The organism is Gluconobacter kanchanaburiensis NBRC 103587 (genome assembly GCF_007988905.1).
Taxonomy (GTDB): domain Bacteria; phylum Pseudomonadota; class Alphaproteobacteria; order Acetobacterales; family Acetobacteraceae; genus Gluconobacter; species Gluconobacter kanchanaburiensis.
The window spans coordinates 1-16,110 of the sequence record NZ_BJVA01000013.1 but is presented as its reverse complement, the minus strand read 5'-3'; the positions used below and the strand labels follow the sequence as shown (position 1 = coordinate 16,110).

Here is a 16,110-nt window from a genome sequence, read left to right as displayed (position 1 = left end):
CCTTACCAGTTGAAGCCGATATTGGCCTGAGCGTTGCGGCGCTCTCCGTAATAGCAGAATTCCTGACCGTAAGAGGCATAGCTCAGGCAGTTTGCGATGAAATTCTTATCGAAGAGATTGCGGACACTGGCCCCGACATTCCAGCCGTGCAGGCTGCGGGAAAGGTTGGACAGGTCATAACGTACGGAGGCATCGAAGACGGCATATTGCGGAACCCAGACGCTGCCATAAGAGGCCTCGCCACCATAGGACTTGTTGGAATAACGCATTCCACCCCCAAACCCGAGACCTTTGGCCGGGCCGGACGGCATCGTATAGAATGCGAAAAGGGACGCATTGCCTTTGCCAGACTGGATAAGCGGCTTTCCGGTGGAATCGTCATGCACCTTCTGGATGCTTACGGCGGCGGTCAGGACAAGGTTGTGGAAAGGTTCGGCGTGGGCCTCGAATTCGAAACCATCCGAGTGAACCAGCCCGCTTTCGGCGTTGTAACCCGTATTGCCGATACCCACGAGGACGTTCGTCTGCTCGATGTGGAAGCCTGCTGCTGTCAGGAGAAGCGACGTTCCCGGAAGCTGGTATTTGAGGCCCCCTTCAAGCTGTTTGCCAACGGACGGCCTCGCCTGACGGACGGTCTTCCCGCCATCGGTCGAAACACTGCCTGACTGAGGCTGGAAAGACGTCGAATAGCTGATATATGGCGCGAGGCCGAAATCGAAGTGATACAGACCCGAGGCACGCCATGTGATCTGGCTGGGGCTCTGGTTTGTGGTGCTGTGATACAGATTGTCGGTCTGGTGGGAACGATACCAGTCGTTGCGAATGCTGCCCGTCAGGATCAGGCGGCGCCAGTGAATTTCGTCCTGTCCATAAATACCGGCCTGGTGTGAATCCGTATCATAATTCACCCAGGGAGAGGGCGTAGGGATGGCCATCCTGTAATTGGGATGAAAGACATTCATTGATGGTGCTGAGCCAAAAAAGCCAACTTCTGACGCACTCTGTTGCATGTAATCGAAACCAAACATCATCGAATGCTGCAGAGGGCCGGTCCGGACCTTACCTTTGAACTGACTGTCAAATGTCAGGTTATGCGTGTGTTCATTGGTGGCGATAGCCGAACGAGCCAGTGTATCGTCGGAGATATAATATCCGCCGTCGTAAACGCTGCGGTACTGGGTCTTGATATCGTCGTAGCGACCGCGTGTACTGAAGCTCCAGTCCTGATTGAAACGATGATTGAAAATATAAGTGATGGAGCCGTGGCGACGGTTATATTTTTCGAATGATGAATCGCCATCGTAGAAATTGCGGGGCAGGAAGCCGAAAGGCGCCCGCTTGAGGGATCCCACGAGCGGGACGCCACCATAGGTGCCGTTCTCCGGATCGTACTGGTAGTTGCCAAGAATGGTGAGTGTCGTGGGACCGTCGCCGCCGAATGTGAAGGACGGGCTGATGGAAAAGCGGCGGCTGCCCGTACGGGCAAGCTGGCTGTGCTGGCCGTTGATCGTGCCATTGACGCGGTAACGCACGAAGCCGTTATCCGTCACAAACCCACCAACATCTGCATCCACACGATACAGATCGAACATGCCACCGGTCGCGTTGACGCTTCCATAGGAGCGCTGATCCGTAGCGATCTTGCTGGACAGCGCTACAAGGCCACCGGGGCTGGACTGGCCGTAAAGCGCGGAAGCCGGGCCTTTGAGAACCTCAACGCGTTCAAGACGGGACGTATCGGTCTGTGCAACAGCATATCCCGTGGGGCTGCCCTGAAGTTTCAATCCGTCCAGAAAAGTTGGAGCGGAAAAGCCACGCAATGCAAACTGATCGTAACGCGTTCCGACACCACCACCACGGAGGTCGGGCGTGATGCCTGCGGTATAACGCACAGCCTGATTGAGATTCAGGACGTTACGGATGTCCATCTCATTGCGGGTAATGACGGTGACCGATTGGGCCGTCTCAATCAGCGGCGTATCCGACTTGGTAGCCGAGGAGGCAAGCGTGGACAGACGCCGGGCGTGGACTTCGAGCTTTTCCTCGGTCCGGGCCTGGGTGTCTGTCGCGGCCGCCTTAGGCGGTCCGGCTTTTGACTGCTGCGGCGAAGAAAGCTGGTCGGCTGCGAAAACTTCTCCACTCATGACGAGGGAGAGGGGGATCGCGTAAAAAATCCTGTTGCGGTGCATACCCGACCTCAGTGCTGTTCGTGCTGGCGCATGATCAGAGGCAGGTATCGCTATTGCGAGTCAGTTGCAAGTAGCGAGCGGAAAGATCAGGAAATTGAAATACTTCGTCTTGAAGGCAGGTTGTTACGGTATTTCTGGGAATGCTTCCGGACGCAATGAAAGCGTCCGGAAGGCTGGAAATTACCAGACCGTAAAGCCGGCATCCACGCTGACGATCGCGCCTGTCATGAGGCTCGCGGCGTCGGAAGCAAGGAACTGCACGACGGATGCAACTTCGTCAGGCTGCCCCACACGTCCCATGGGCGTCCCTGCAATCCAGGCATCGTAGAGTTCCGGTTTTTCCATCCCGAAGCGGGTGAGAGTAGTTTCAATATAGGTCGGCGCCACGGCGTTTGCTCGGATGCCGTGTGGTGCCCATTCGGCTGCGAGAGAGCGGATATACTGGTGAACGCCTGCTTTCGAAGCGTTATAGGCGGCCTGCTGCTGCGGTCGGTTGACGATGAGGCCGGACATTGAGCCGATCGCAACGATGACGCCTTTCTTCTGCTCAAGCATGATCCGCCCCGCTGCCTGACAGGACCGGAACATCCCGTTCAGGTTGATATCGACCTGCTTGAGCCATTGTCCGTCGGTCATGTCTTCGGCTTTGACTTCGGAAATACAGATCCCGGCGCATGCAACGAGAATATCCAGCCGTCCTTCCTGCTCATGGACGGAGCGCATGGCAGTCTGCACGCTCTCCGTTTTTGTCACATCTATGGAGACACTGCTCACGTCATGGCCTTCGGCACGCAGGTCCTCCACGGCCTTTGCGGCCATGGCGTCATCAAGGTCAGCGATAACGACGCGGGCACCGGCTTCAGCCAGCGCCGTCACGCATGCGAGACCAATATTCTGGGCCCCTCCGGTCACAACGGCGACGCGGTTATCGAGGCGGAGTTTTTCCATATACATGAGTGTAATTCCCGAAATCAGGCGGCAAGAGGGTGACGGTGACAGGCTTCGAAAGCCACTCCGTCAGGAGCGAAAAGGTGACAGTTCCCCGGTGGGAGCGTCAGGCTGACGCGCGTGTCCACATCCGTCAGAACTGCGCCGTCCATCTGGACGACGATGATCTGACCGTCGGGCATGCGGACATGCACAAGCGTGATGGCGCCAAGACGTTCAATCACTTCCACGACACCGCTGTTCGGTCCGGAAGCAGCAAGCTCGACATGCTCCGGCCGGATGCCGACCGTAACTTTCGTGCCGGGCAGGAGGCCGGGAGACGTCACGGGTACGTAAAGGGTTGAACCATCCCGGAGCTGAACCGCAGACCCCGTGGTATCCCCACCCTGGAAAATGGCGGGGAAGAAGTTCATCGGAGGGGAGCCAATGAAGCGGGCCACGAAGAGGTTGCGGGGATGATGATAGAGTTCGAGAGGCGAGCCGATCTGCTCAACCACGCCTTTCTGCAGGACGACAATCTTGTCGGCCATGGTCATGGCTTCGACCTGATCATGCGTCACATAGATCGTGGTTGCGCCGAGCTTGCGGTGCAGGGCCGAGAGTTCGACGCGCATCTGTCCGCGCAGGGCCGCATCGAGGTTGGACAGAGGCTCGTCAAAAAGGAAGACCTTGGGGTTGCGGACGATGGCGCGCCCAATGGCGACGCGCTGTCGTTGCCCGCCGGAAAGCTGCCCTGGCTTGTGATGCAGGTAGGGTTCGAGCTGAAGCGTCCGGGCAACGTGTTCGATTTTCTCACGGCGTTCAGCTTCGGGCATTCCCGCCAGTTTCAGGCCGAACTCCATGTTCTTGTAGACATCCATGTGCGGGTACAGCGCGTAGGACTGAAAAACCATCGCAAGTCCGCGCTTGCCAGGTTCAACATCATTCACGCGCTGCCCATCAATCAGGAGGTCACCTGATGTAATGTCTTCCAGGCCCGCGATCATACGCAGCAGTGTCGATTTTCCGCATCCTGACGGACCGACGAAAACCACGAATTCGCGGTCTTCAATGGAGAGGGAGATCCCCTTGATAATTTCTTCCGTCAGATAGGTCTTGCGAAGATTCTTGAGTTCGACAGTCGCCATTGGTCAGGCCCCGATCATGCAGGAATGTGAAGTGGAGTAAGTCGAGATCCGCGTCATTTAACCGCTCCGAACGTCAGGCCTCGGACAAGCTGCTTCTGGCTGATCCAGCCGAAAACAAGGATCGGGGCCACGGCCAGCGTGGACGCGGCAGAGAGCTTGCCGAAGAACAGCCCTTCTGGCGAGGAAAAGGATGCGATGAAGGCTGTCAGGGGAGCGGCATGTGACGAGGTCAGGTTCAGGGACCAGAATGCCTCGTTCCAGCACAGGATGAGCGACAGGAGCGCGGTGGACGCAATGCCGGGAAGGGCCAGCGGCAGAAGCACCATTGTCATTTCCTGCCAGCGGCTTGCACCGTCCATTCTCCCTGCCTCAAGAATGGGAGCCGGAACTTCACGGAAGAATGTGTAAAGCATCCAGACGATGATCGGCAGGTTCGTGAGCATATCCACGATTGCAAGACCCGTGCAGGTATCAAGCAGATGGGTATTACGGGCCAGCAGATAGATGGGAACCAGCACGCCCACTGGCGGCAGCATGCGTGTGGACAGCATCCACAGCAGGGTGCTGCGGGTCCGGCTCGAAGGCAGAAACGCCATGGAGTAAGCGGCAGGGACGGCCAGAGCGATTGCGATCGCTGTCGCACCGACCGACACGATTACAGTATTGAGGGTGAAGTGCCAGTAACTCGCGCGTTCGAAGACCTCGGCATAGCTGCTGAGCGTCGGCATGAAGAACAGTTTTGGCGGCGTGGAAATCGCCTGGATTTCGTTCTTGAAGCTCGTAAGGAACATCCAGAAGATCGGAAAGAAGAGCCAGACCGCAATGCCCCATCCGAGGATGGTGACGCCGATGCGGGTACTCGTTTTTGTCTTGACCGCCATCTTCAGGCCTCCAGATTGCGGGCGACGGCACGCACCAGAAAAATTGCGACAATATTGGCGATGATGATGGCGATGACGCCGCCAGCCGACGCGCCGCCGACGTCGAACTGCAACAGGGCGCGGGAATAGATCAGATAGGCCAGATTGGTGGAGGCCACCCCCGGGCCACCTGCCGTGGTGACTGAAATTTCGGCGAATACCGTGAGCAGATAGATCGTCTCGATCATCACCACGACGCTGATGGCTCGACTAAGATGCGGAAGAATAATGTAACGGAAGCGGGCAATCGGGTCCGCGCCATCCATCCGGGCGGCCTCACGCTGTTCTCCATCGAGGGACTGGACGGCCGTAAGCAGAATCAGAACCGCGAAAGGCAGCCACTCCCAGGCGACGATCATCATGACCGTCAGAAGAGGAAACCGCGCCAGCCAGTCGATCGGTGTTAGTCCCACAGCTCGCATCATGGCGGAATAGACGCCGTAGATAGGATGCAGCATCAGGTTTTTCCACAGCAGTGCCGAGACTGTGGGCATGATGAAGAACGGCGAAATGACCATGATGCGGGCGATGCCGCGACCGAAGAAATCCTGATCGTACAGAACCGCCAGCAGCGTTCCCCCGCCCACGCTGATGGCCAGAACGCCGGCTACCAGCACGAACGTGTTGAGGAGAGAATGCAGGAAGTCGGGATCGGTAAGAAGATACCAGTAGTTGTCGATCCCCGCGAAACCATGCAGCGTCGGATCGACGAGGTTGTAGTTCTGTACCGAGTACCACAGCGTCATGACGAGCGGCACGATTGACCAGACCAGAAGAAGAAGAACGGACGGGGAAAGGAGCAGGAAACCTGTCCTTTTCGCACTCGCATTTTTCCGACGTTCGGAGGAAACTTCCGAAGACGGACTGTGCTGGAGAACGGCCTGCATGGTTTCCTGCCTTATTCTAACACTATTATCGCGCACGGCCGGACTGGCGGAGAGCCCGGGTGATCGAGGACTGTGCGGAAGCCAGGGCCTGATCGACCGTCATCTGATCTGAAAGCGTGGCGGCGACGGTCTGCCCTACCTGTGTTCCAATAGCCTGAAATTCGGGAATGGCGACGAACTGCGCTCCCGTATATGGGCGCGGCTGCGCTGTAGGGCCGTTTGGATCTGCCGTCTTGATGGCGTTCAGGACAAATGAGGCAAACGGAGCCGCCTTGAGGTACTCAGGAGCTGCATAGGTGGACGCGCGGGTTCCCGGAGGTGCCGCAACCCAACCTTTCTGCGCGGCGACAAGTTTCACGTAGTCCTTTGACGTTGCCCATGTGATGAAGGTCTGGGCATCCGCGCTCTGATGTGAACTGACAGGGACCGCGAGGCTCCAGCTCCACAGCCAGGTCGGACCTTTGCCGTAAGGGCCTTTGGGAGCCGACGCGAAGCCGACCTTGTCCGCAACCTGCGACTGCTTGGGGTCGAACAGCAGGCCGCCAGCGACGGTGGAATCAATCCAGATCCCGCAATGACCACTGGCAAAAAGTGCGAGATTTTCATTGAATCCATTCGACGTCGCGCCGGGAGGACCATCTGCCTTCATCGCGGAAACATACCAGTTCAGCGCAGATTTCCAGGCATCGGATGTCATGGTGGGTTTCCAGGACATGTCGAACCACTGTGCGCCGAACGTGTTTGCAAGCGATGAGACATAAGCCATGTTCTCGCCCCAGCCGGGTTTGCCGCGAAGACAGATCCCATAGACCTGATTGGTTTTGTCACTGATCTTGTCGGCAAACTGGCGAATCTGTTCGTAAGTCGGGGCTTCCGGCATCGTTAGCCCGGCTTTCTGAAACAGATCCTTCCGATAATAGGTCATGACGCTCTCGGCGTAGAATGGCAGGGCATAAAGCTTGCCATCCACCGTCAGGCTGTCACGGACGGTGGGCAGAATATCGCTCGTGTCATAAGCGGCGTCCGGTTTGATCTCGGCCAGCCAGTTCTGCTTCGCCCAGATCGGCACTTCGTAGTTGCCGATGGTCACGACATCGAACTGCCCGGTTTTCATGGCGATATCGGTCGTCACGCGCTGACGCAGGACATTTTCCTCAAGGGTCACCCAGTTCAGATGAATATCCGGATGAGCTTTTTCGAATTCCCTGGAAAGCTGACGCATCACGATCATGTCACCGTTGTTGACGGTAGCGATCGTCAGGGTTCCGGCGCCACTGGCGCTGGAGAGGGCGGAGCCTGACAGCAGCATGGTCAGGGCATACAAGGCAGTACGGGGTGTTTTCAGACGGGACATGGGCATCAAACCTCTGGAAAACGCTGCGGCGTCGGGCATTGTGGTAGCCGGAGAGGGAAAGGGCAGGGGAAACGGATCGCAGAAAATCTGCTCTCAGGGCGCCTTCGCCTTTTCGAGAACATCACGCATCTGCTGACGCCAGATGATCTGGGCGTTGTGCATGTCATGCGTGATGCTGCGCTTGGCGGCGTGATAGGAAGCGACTTGCGGGTCAGGAAAAATCTCCTCTCCGGCATGGCTCATTCCTGCCATGGCCTGCCGCAGATCGGCATGAACGCCTCCCGCGACCGCGCCGAGAATGGCCGCGCCAAGTAGAACGGAATCCGGTTCGGCGGGGAGAAGGATGCGACAACCGGTCGCGTTGGCGTGTTCGCGCAGAAAAACCGGGTTTTTCGTGCTGCCGCCAGTCGCCAGAATTGTATCGATGCTATAGCCCTCCGCGTTGAGGGCATCGACGATATCCCTTGTCCCGTAGGCAAGGCCCTGTAATGTCGCAAGGTAGAGGCGGGCGAGGTCATCGACGGTATCAGACAGCGTCAGGCCGCTGATCATGCCAGTCAGATCTGGATCGGCATGCGGTGAACGGTTTCCATGAAAGTCCGGCAGGACGTGCAGTTCAGCCGTGATCGTGCCGGGAAGCTGCTCACGCTCCAGTACCTCGAGCCGGGCATTGAGAAGGGCGTAAATGCTCGTTTCAGACTGAAGGGCTTCCTCCTTGAGGTTGGAGGCCGCCGTATGGCTCGCAATCACGAAATCGATCAGGGCCCCTGTTGCAGACTGGCCTGCTTCGTTTAGCCACATTTCTGGCAGCATGGCATTCCAGTACGGCCCCCAGACGCCTTTTACGAAACGGGCGTTTTTCGAGGCTGCCATATGGCAACTTGACGTGCCGCAGATCAGGGCAATTGAGCGCTCAAGCTGGGTATCGGATAGAGAACCTTCCGTATCGAGGCCCAAAAGGCCGATCCCTCCGGCATGGGCGTCGATGGCAGAAACACCAACAGGAATTCCAGCGTCCAGTCCCATATCTGCTGCCGCTTTAGCGCTCAATCCGACATCGAGAATGCCGCCAAGCGGGCGGATATCATTTCCGATGCGACTGAAATTGTCGTTCTTCAGATCTTCCAGGCCCACAGCGCTAAAATATTCTCCGTCCCAACGCTCTTCGTGGGCGAGATAGGTCCACTTACAGGCCGTAGAACAGGCAGAGCGGGAGAAAGACCCTGTGGCGCGCCATGTCAGATAATCGGGCAGATCAAAGAAATGTGCCGCTTTTGCATAGGCTTCAGGAAGGTGACGCTTCAGCCAAAGGAGCTTCGGAGTTTCCATTTCAGGGGAGATCGTTCCACCGACATATCGCAGAACCTCATGGTTGCCGCTGTTGATCTCACGCGCCTCTGTAATGGCACGATGATCAGCCCACAGGATGATATCCTGTTCCGGCGCGCCCTGAGGGTCCACGGAGACGCCATGCCCGTCCGCGTCAAGCACGACCAGCGAGCATGTCGCATCAAAACCAATTCCCACGATGGTATAGGGGGCTGTGAGAGCTTCCAGCGCGGTGCGCGTGGCATGGCAGACCGCCGACCAGATGTCTTCTGAAGACTGCTGGGCGTAATCAGCCCGCGGGGTCCATGTTCGGGTCGCTTTCACGGCGGAAGCCATTTTCCGGCCATCGAGCGTGAACACTCCCGCTCGGGCACTTCCTGTTCCTACGTCAATTCCCAGAACCAGATCCATAACCCACCCAGACAAAGCCAGACCAGAGACCGGGATGACGAACGCACCGGCCTCAAAGATGTTTCAGAGCGCTTCTTCGCACCAGATATCACATCCGCTAAACCAAATCTATCGTCAATAGTGTTAACTATAACACTGGACCTGTCCAGACTTATGTGAGAAATTTTAGTCGCTGATCAGAAACGGCTCGGGTGAGGTTTTCTTTGAAAAACACGCAGAGTTATCTCTCGCTGAGAACCCCAGGCTGTTAGGAAAGCTCAATGATAGTCGCCAGGGGGTGCAGATATGACGGGTCCAGATCTTTTTTCACTTGCTGGACATAGGGCTCTCCTAACCGGGGCTTCGCGCGGGATCGGCCTTACTCTTGCCAAAGGCCTTGCCCGATATGGCGCGGAAGTGGTGCTCAACGGTCGCAACGAAGAGGCTCTGAAGGTCGCGAGAGCGGGTTTTGATCCGGGTCTTCCTCCCGTCAGTGTCGCTGCGTTTGACGTCACCGATCAGAATGCTGTGGAGGAAGGCGTCGGAAGAATCGAGAAAGAGATGGGACCGATCGATATTCTGATCAATAACGCCGGGATACAGCGGCGCGCACCGCTGGAGGATTTCAGCCGCAAGGACTGGGACGACCTTATCTCGACAAATCTCAACGCAGTTTTTTTCGTTGGTCAGGCTGTTGCCAGGCACATGATTCCACGTGCACGGGGCAAGATCGTCAATATCTGTTCCGTCCAGAGCGAACTGGCTCGGCCGGGCATCGCTCCCTACACTGCCACAAAGGGCGCAGTAAGGAACCTGACGCGAGGCATGGCAACAGACTGGGGACGGCATGGTCTTCAGATCAACGGGCTCGCCCCAGGATATTTTGCGACGGAAATGACAGAGCGACTGGTAGCGGACGAAGGTTTCAGCGAGTGGCTGAGCAAACGAACACCTGCGGGCCGCTGGGGGCAGGTGGATGAATTGGTGGGGGCAGCAGTGTTCCTGTCTTCACCGGCTTCGAGCTTTATCAATGGTCATATGCTCATGGTCGATGGTGGGATCAGTATCTCGCTGTAGCTCACATGCTGGCAGAAAACGCTTCTGTGGACAAAATTCCATAATGGGGAAGCGGCATTGTCGGGTTTGTGGCAGAAGCGTTTTCAATAATCTGCTGGGTTTTTGTCAGACACTTATCGAGAAAGTGGTCATCGGATGAGTTCCATTTTTGCCATATCGATTGCGACTGCCGCCATTGCTGCGGTCGTCATTCTCATCGCTCGGCTGAGGATCAATCCGTTTATCGTCCTCTTTTCCGTATCAATCGCACTCGCTCTCGTCGCGGGCATGCCTGCGGACAAAGTGGTCGGCTCCTTTGAGGCGGGGGCAGGCCATGTTCTGGGGCATGTCGGGACGGTCATTGCCCTGGGAACCATGCTTGGAAAAATGTTGGCTGAGTCAGGCGGTGCAGACCGAATTGCTCTCACCATTTCGCAGCTCTCAGGTCGCCGGCGGGTTGATTGGGCTATGATGCTGATCGGGCTGCTCATTGGCCTCCCGGTTTTTTTTGAAGTCGGGTTCGTGCTGCTGATTCCGCTTGCTTTCGTACTTGCTGAACGTACCGATACTCCTTTGTTGCGTGTCGCACTTCCGATGGGAGCGGCGCTTTCTATTACACATGCTCTCATTCCGCCGCATCCGGCGGCCCTGCTGGCTCTGGGCGCTTATCATGCCAATATTGGCATGACGATCCTGCTCGGGGTGCTGATCGGGGCTCCAATCGCGATTATTGCCGGCCCGCTTTTCGGACGGTTCGCTGCATCAAGAGTGATCCCCATCGGAGTTAACCCACTGGCCGAGCAGTTCGTGAACAGTGAGCCTCCGTCAAGTCTGCCTGGGTTCGGCGTCACGGTACTGACTATTCTTTCCCCCGTTTTCCTGATGCTGATAGGGTCGCTGTCCGAGGGGTTTATTGCGCCTCATACTTTTTTAGGAACGTTCCTGCATTTCATAGGCAATACGGACATCGCGCTTCTGCTGGCAACTGTGCTGTCCTTCTACGTTCTGGGACAGGCGCGTGGTTTTTCACGTGAGACGATCCTCCGCTTTACGAATGAATGTCTCGGACCGACGGCGCTGATCATGCTTCTTGTCGGAGCTGGGGGCGGTTTTGGTCGCGTTCTGGTCGATAGCGGCGTCTCCAAGGCCATCACCGATGCTGCACTCGGAGTTCACATGCCGCTTCTGGTGCTCGCATGGATGCTGGCGGCTATCGTTCGCGTCGCATGCGGTTCTTCCACTGTCGCGATGGCCACAGCGTCCGGGATCGTCGCCCCCATACTAGCGCGCTCGAGCGGTGTATCGCCTGAACTTATGGTGCTGGTAACGGGTGCGGGTTCTGTCGCTTTCGGGCCGATGAATGACGCCGGTTTCTGGCAGATGAAGGAATATCTCGGTCTTACGGTACCGCAGACCCTCAGAACCTGGTCTGTACTAGAAACACTGATCGCGGTGTTTGGTCTTGTGTTCTGTCTGCTGGCTTCAATCTTCATCCACTGACTGTTTTTCTAAAGGAATGGTCATAAATATTGTTTCGGAAATTCGAATAAATATCAGAAAATTGCGCGAATAACCCGAAAACCTAGACGCCAGAAGATTGCTTTTCTAAAGAATGGAAGATTTCATCTCTCATATACGTTATCTATGCTTCGGTCGTGGCTTTTGCTGCGGCTACTAATGCTTATAACTGTATGAAGGAGTGTGACGCGTAAGCTGTTGGGTTGCGAATGGCAAAATTTACTCTTCAACAGAAATTCGTGATCAAGATCGTTATGGTTGTGACCACAGGGGCTCTGGCATTTGGCTACGATACCGGCGTTATTTCCGGAGCTTTACCGTTCATGTGAAACTGCCTGCACAAGGAAGACTTGCTCTTAACCCCTTTCAGTGAGGGCCTGCGACGTCGGCGTCACAAGCGGGTCACTGGTCTGTGTTCATCTCGCCGATCGTTACAGCACGCGTGGCAGTTTGGTTGCGCGGTTGTTTTTTGTGGCTGGTGCGCTCGGTACGGCCACGGCACCCTCAGTCTCTGTCATGGTCGTCATGAGAGCGCTTCTGGTGTCTGCTGTGGGCGGTGCGTCCGCACTGGCTCCGATGTTTGTTTCGTAAATGGCGCATCCCAGTCGCCGTGAGCGTCTGGGATGTTAGAACGAAATGATGATCGTTACCGAACGGAAGGGTGAGGCGCAGTCGGTTCTGAAACTTATAAAATCAACGCCGGGTCAGGTGCGTAAGGAGCTGTCGCCTGAGAACTGTCCGCAGACCGACGCGGCTGCGACCGTGCCGTTGTAATGCGTTTCGTGGGGAGGGCTGTCTCGTCTTCGCGCATGATTTGGTTGGAATGTTGACGTCACATCGTCTTGCGGGAAAGGTCGAGACGTCAGCAGACCGGAGAAAAAAGTGAATCATGCGTTCAGCCTCACCCTCGTTCTCACGGTCGCATTTGGGGCCGCGATCTCGATACCGTTGAAGGCGGAAACCGTTCAGACCTTGCAGGCTTCTGCCTCAGAACCGCTCAATGTGGAAAGCAGGCGTTTCACTGTTTTTATGGGGTCAGCATTCCATCTCGCGGAGGCCACGGAGGATGTACAGAAGTCTCTCGCGGCGGGGAATATAACGCTCTATCTCCATGGGGATTCCGTTAACCCGGTGGTGACTTCCCAAGCCCAGAAAGCAGCGCTTCAGGCCGTCTGGGGCAAACGAGGGACTCGCTTTCTGACTGGCGGAGGAGCTGGAATTGCGGAGCTTGGGTGCTGCCAGCCAGACCCATCCGCAGCCAGAAACTATGGTGGGCGTATTCCGGGGCTCGCAACCATGAACCTTCCAAAAGAAGAGGGCGGGGACGGCGCGATTATGACGGACGCTAACGAGGCAGATCTTGAGAAAAAACTTGCGGCAGTTGTCGCTTATCCCGGTGGTCCCAGAAATATCGCACCTTTCATGCGGCCAGACCCCGCCAGACCGGATCGGGTATGGGATCAGGATGCTTTTTACGCTCCGTATAGAAAACTGGCTCTTTATACAGGTGCGGTTGCGATCGATATGCCGTCCACGCTTGCCATGAGTCAGTCGGCCGCAGCGCTGGACAATTATGCCAACGAAATCGCATGGGGTATCCGGCATCACCTGCGGGTAACCCTTCTTGTATCCCCCTTCGTTCTAGGGAAGGGGGGCTGTACATTTGATCATGACTATTTACAGAATACCCGGGCTTTCGTGACCTATCTTCTGTCAAAAGCTCCACCGCCAACAGAATATGCGGCTGAAGACTATTGCGGAACACAGATTAGTTCGGTCAACACGGTCAACGGAGACAACTCCCCTGACTCGACCAATCAGGTCGCCTTGTATCTTTCGACGCTGCCGGTTTCCCCGGCAGGTATTGCCGTGCCGCGCATGTCTGGAGGCTCATCGGAAGAGGCTGTCATCAGAGCCGAGCGTCTTTATTCTCCCCTCAGAACTGCGGATCAGCCTGACCAGCGAGCCTTTTCAGGCGCACCATCATCGGAACGGTCGCTTTCGGATATTAATACCATTCTGGATAACAGCGTCTCCAGACTACAGGACATGGCCTATCAGTCGTCTACGAAAGTGAATATTCAGGGTGGAAATTTAAATGGGATCAACACCCCGCTTAACATCTACCTAACACCTAAAAGTTCTTTTCTGACCCAGACCCATCTGACTTTTTCCGGACCGTCGGCCAATGTTCAGATCGTCGCCTCGGCAAACGACGCGACGCTACAGATTTTCAATCCTTATAACCGCAGCCCATCGGGGATTACGCTTGGAAACAGCAAAGATCCTGATGCGCTGAAAATCCTTCAGGGAAACGGGCAGGTGCTTCTTAATCATCCGGGATTCATTCTTAGCGGGCCAGGAGAAGAAGTGATATCCATTCACTCACCGGCTGGATATGTGGCGCTTGGAAGGGCGCAGGACGGCGCATTGGTGGTCTCAAATTCAATCAGCCAGCAAGATGATGCCACGGCGATAGAATTATCTTCTCCGGGGATGTCACCCGCACAGCGTCCACGACTCTCGACAAGCAATGACGGCAGAACTTTGAGTGTCCGCGCACCTAAAACGACATTTGACGGAAATATCAGTTCCAATTCTCTGAAGGGGGCAGGGAATGCTTATGCCTGCCTCAGTTCAGCAGGTCAGTTGTATAGAAGCGAAACCCCCTGTCGCTGAATGCTCGAAAGAGTGCAGCCCGCTCAGAACTGCTTTATCCAAGGGCGCTCAGCAGGCCCATCTCAGCCCGGGATAAAAAATCTTTCAGAATTTCTGTGATATTTTTTCTGGTTTTAGAAAATCCGGAATTTTCTTTAAGTGTAGATGTGTTGAGATAGAGTGATCGGCAAATTTCGATTTGTAGAGCATGGATATTATTCTGCGGATGACCATAAGACTGGGTAATATATCCGCCAGAATAAGGAATATTCCGGCGGACGGTATATTTCCTTTCTTCAAACAGATCCTCAACCAGTGTCGTTATATCGGGATGACAGCTCTTTCCATGTACGTCACCCAAAACAATCTCGGGCGATCTTGCATAAGGTAGCGGAGGCATGGAATGAATTTCCAAGAGGACCGCATAACCGAAACGTGCATGCATTTCCTTCAAAATCGCAGAGAGAGACTCGTGATAAGGGAGCCATGCACGGGCCAGTCGTATCTCCTTCTCGTGAAGATCGAGAGGACGATCGTAAATCTGGCGTCCCAGAGAGACAGAACGAGGAATGACCCCGAAGCCGGCACTCACTTTCGCAGTAGAGATAATCTCATCAGCCGGAGGGGGAGGGCTGAACATGTGCGCATCCACCTCCCTCCAGTCCCGATTAACGTCGCACCATACTCGGGGGAATTCCGCACAAAGAAGCGTCATTCCAAGGTCGGGAGTGTCTTCCAACAGTCGATCCACAAAACGGTCTTCACTCTGCTGAAGATCGCGGAATGGCAGACAGGATGTTTCAAGGAAATCTTCAGGATAAACTCGACCTGAATGAGGAGAGGAAAGCAGCACTGGAACAGCTGTTTTTCGCGGGTTTTCGAGATGTAACCCACGGTAAGGCAAAGAAAATTTCATATTTTTTCTTATTTGTCTCTGTCGGGGGTTGCAAGGTTGGAGAGACAGAGATAGAAACCCACTCACCGGACCGGGGGGCGCATAGCTCAGCGGTAGAGCACTACCTTGACATGGTAGGGGTCACAGGTTCAATCCCTGTTGCGCCCACCACTCGGTCCGGTAAGAAGATCCCTTAAAATCTGACATTTATTATGGATGACTTGGGGTGGTTTGTATTTTTCTTGCTCCCGTTATGTGTCGATAAGAATCGAACTGCACCGATAAAATCCGTGCAGTCATTCGCCATCTCCCGACTCGCATTTCCCTTAGTATCGACCTGTGCGCCTGCACTAGGATTATAGATACAAAATCATTGCTGGGATCGAGTGGATGGGCCGGAAACGGCTGGCACACCTCGCCGCAGGTGGAAACCCTACAACTCACTTCAGTTTTTCGATCTGTTTTTAACACTAACGGGCTTGGTGTTATGAAAACGGTGTTTCGTTAACGTCAAACACGCCCGCACCTGATCCCGCATGCCGATGTAGTTGCCGATCCAGCGGATAGTCTGTGGTTGGGGATGGGCTGCGATCTCCCTGGCAAGCGCCCGCTGGTCCGTGGACGAGTACGTCAAAAGTACATAGCGCACGCTGGTGCAGCCCGTGAGGGCAAGCGACAGGGGGCGTCATCGTTCGCCGTATTTCTTCGTAGATGTGCAAACCGCAAACACCGCACAGCGGTCGAGCAGCACCTGCTTCGAGCCCATCCCATTGCAAACAAAAGACTTCCCAAAATCGTTCGCATAAAACCGTTGACGCGGCCCGACATGTTCTCTTTCC

Annotated in this window: 13 protein-coding genes and 1 tRNA gene; 6 read left to right on the top strand and 8 right to left on the bottom strand. The window is 55.6% G+C overall.

What is annotated here, in order from left to right; all coding sequences use genetic code 11:
- Positions 1-2: 2 nt before the first annotated feature.
- The 7 genes from GKA01_RS10240 to GKA01_RS10210 all read right to left on the bottom strand — a co-directional run bounded on the left by GKA01_RS10240 (position 3) and on the right by GKA01_RS10210 (position 9,165).
- Entirely contained in the window at positions 3-2,189 is a 2,187-nt protein-coding gene (locus tag GKA01_RS10240) for a TonB-dependent siderophore receptor (RefSeq protein ID WP_146862458.1), read from the bottom strand.
- 180 nt (positions 2,190-2,369) lie between these two features.
- Complete coding sequence (locus GKA01_RS10235) at positions 2,370-3,143, bottom strand: SDR family NAD(P)-dependent oxidoreductase (protein WP_146862455.1); 774 nt, start codon at positions 3,141-3,143, stop codon at positions 2,370-2,372.
- Positions 3,144-3,160: 17 nt separating this feature from the next.
- Positions 3,161-4,264, bottom strand: a complete 1,104-nt coding sequence (locus tag GKA01_RS10230) for an ABC transporter ATP-binding protein (protein ID WP_146862452.1) — start codon at positions 4,262-4,264, stop codon at positions 3,161-3,163.
- Positions 4,265-4,317: 53 nt separating this feature from the next.
- The gene (locus tag GKA01_RS10225) at positions 4,318-5,145 is read right to left on the bottom strand and encodes a carbohydrate ABC transporter permease (protein WP_146862449.1); all 828 of its coding nucleotides are present in this window, start codon (positions 5,143-5,145) and stop codon (positions 4,318-4,320) included.
- 2 nt (positions 5,146-5,147) lie between these two features.
- A complete protein-coding gene (locus tag GKA01_RS10220; protein WP_146862445.1) occupies positions 5,148-6,071 on the bottom strand; it encodes a carbohydrate ABC transporter permease in 924 nt (307 codons plus the stop codon).
- 25 nt (positions 6,072-6,096) lie between these two features.
- Positions 6,097-7,425: an ABC transporter substrate-binding protein gene (locus GKA01_RS10215; protein ID WP_146862442.1), complete on the bottom strand. Its 1,329-nt coding sequence runs from the start codon at positions 7,423-7,425 to the stop codon at positions 6,097-6,099.
- Positions 7,426-7,518: 93 nt separating this feature from the next.
- Complete coding sequence (locus GKA01_RS10210; RefSeq protein ID WP_146862439.1) at positions 7,519-9,165, bottom strand: FGGY-family carbohydrate kinase; 1,647 nt, start codon at positions 9,163-9,165, stop codon at positions 7,519-7,521.
- Positions 9,166-9,450: 285 nt separating this feature from the next.
- Between GKA01_RS10210 and GKA01_RS10205 the strand changes: the two genes are divergently transcribed.
- The 5 genes from GKA01_RS10205 (at position 9,451) to GKA01_RS10190 (ending at position 14,397) form a co-directional block, all read left to right on the top strand.
- On the top strand, positions 9,451-10,221 hold the full coding sequence (locus GKA01_RS10205; protein WP_146862436.1) for an SDR family oxidoreductase: 771 nt from the start codon (positions 9,451-9,453) through the stop codon (positions 10,219-10,221).
- A 135-nt stretch (positions 10,222-10,356) separates the two neighbouring features.
- Positions 10,357-11,700, top strand: coding sequence for a GntT/GntP/DsdX family permease (locus GKA01_RS10200; RefSeq protein ID WP_146862433.1), 1,344 nt, complete (start codon positions 10,357-10,359; stop codon positions 11,698-11,700).
- Between the two features lie 387 nt (positions 11,701-12,087).
- Entirely contained in the window at positions 12,088-12,309 is a 222-nt protein-coding gene (locus GKA01_RS10195) for an MFS transporter (protein ID WP_146862430.1), read from the top strand.
- 45 nt (positions 12,310-12,354) lie between these two features.
- Positions 12,355-12,492, top strand: coding sequence for a hypothetical protein (locus GKA01_RS13710; RefSeq protein ID WP_208653409.1), 138 nt, complete (start codon positions 12,355-12,357; stop codon positions 12,490-12,492).
- A gap of 750 nt (positions 12,493-13,242) precedes the next feature.
- A complete protein-coding gene (locus GKA01_RS10190; protein WP_146862427.1) occupies positions 13,243-14,397 on the top strand; it encodes a hypothetical protein in 1,155 nt (384 codons plus the stop codon).
- Positions 14,398-14,431: 34 nt separating this feature from the next.
- Here GKA01_RS10190 and GKA01_RS10185 read toward each other — a convergent pair whose 3' ends face one another.
- The gene (locus GKA01_RS10185) at positions 14,432-15,292 is read right to left on the bottom strand and encodes an N-formylglutamate amidohydrolase (protein WP_146862424.1); all 861 of its coding nucleotides are present in this window, start codon (positions 15,290-15,292) and stop codon (positions 14,432-14,434) included.
- A gap of 75 nt (positions 15,293-15,367) precedes the next feature.
- Between GKA01_RS10185 and GKA01_RS10180 the strand changes: the two genes are divergently transcribed.
- A tRNA-Val gene (locus GKA01_RS10180) sits at positions 15,368-15,442 on the top strand.
- Positions 15,443-16,110: the final 668 nt, after the last annotated feature.

Coding starts and splice junctions, on each gene's coding strand:
- GKA01_RS10240 (WP_146862458.1), bottom strand. CDS start 2,189: ATGCACCGCAACAGGATTTTTTACGCGATCCCCCTCTCCCTCGTCATG.
- GKA01_RS10235 (WP_146862455.1), bottom strand. CDS start 3,143: ATGTATATGGAAAAACTCCGCCTCGATAACCGCGTCGCCGTTGTGACC.
- GKA01_RS10230 (WP_146862452.1), bottom strand. CDS start 4,264: ATGGCGACTGTCGAACTCAAGAATCTTCGCAAGACCTATCTGACGGAA.
- GKA01_RS10225 (WP_146862449.1), bottom strand. CDS start 5,145: ATGGCGGTCAAGACAAAAACGAGTACCCGCATCGGCGTCACCATCCTC.
- GKA01_RS10220 (WP_146862445.1), bottom strand. CDS start 6,071: ATGCAGGCCGTTCTCCAGCACAGTCCGTCTTCGGAAGTTTCCTCCGAA.
- GKA01_RS10215 (WP_146862442.1), bottom strand. CDS start 7,425: ATGTCCCGTCTGAAAACACCCCGTACTGCCTTGTATGCCCTGACCATG.
- GKA01_RS10210 (WP_146862439.1), bottom strand. CDS start 9,165: ATGGATCTGGTTCTGGGAATTGACGTAGGAACAGGAAGTGCCCGAGCG.
- GKA01_RS10205 (WP_146862436.1), top strand. CDS start 9,451: ATGACGGGTCCAGATCTTTTTTCACTTGCTGGACATAGGGCTCTCCTA.
- GKA01_RS10200 (WP_146862433.1), top strand. CDS start 10,357: ATGAGTTCCATTTTTGCCATATCGATTGCGACTGCCGCCATTGCTGCG.
- GKA01_RS13710 (WP_208653409.1), top strand. CDS start 12,355: ATGATGATCGTTACCGAACGGAAGGGTGAGGCGCAGTCGGTTCTGAAA.
- GKA01_RS10190 (WP_146862427.1), top strand. CDS start 13,243: ATGCCGTCCACGCTTGCCATGAGTCAGTCGGCCGCAGCGCTGGACAAT.
- GKA01_RS10185 (WP_146862424.1), bottom strand. CDS start 15,292: ATGAAATTTTCTTTGCCTTACCGTGGGTTACATCTCGAAAACCCGCGA.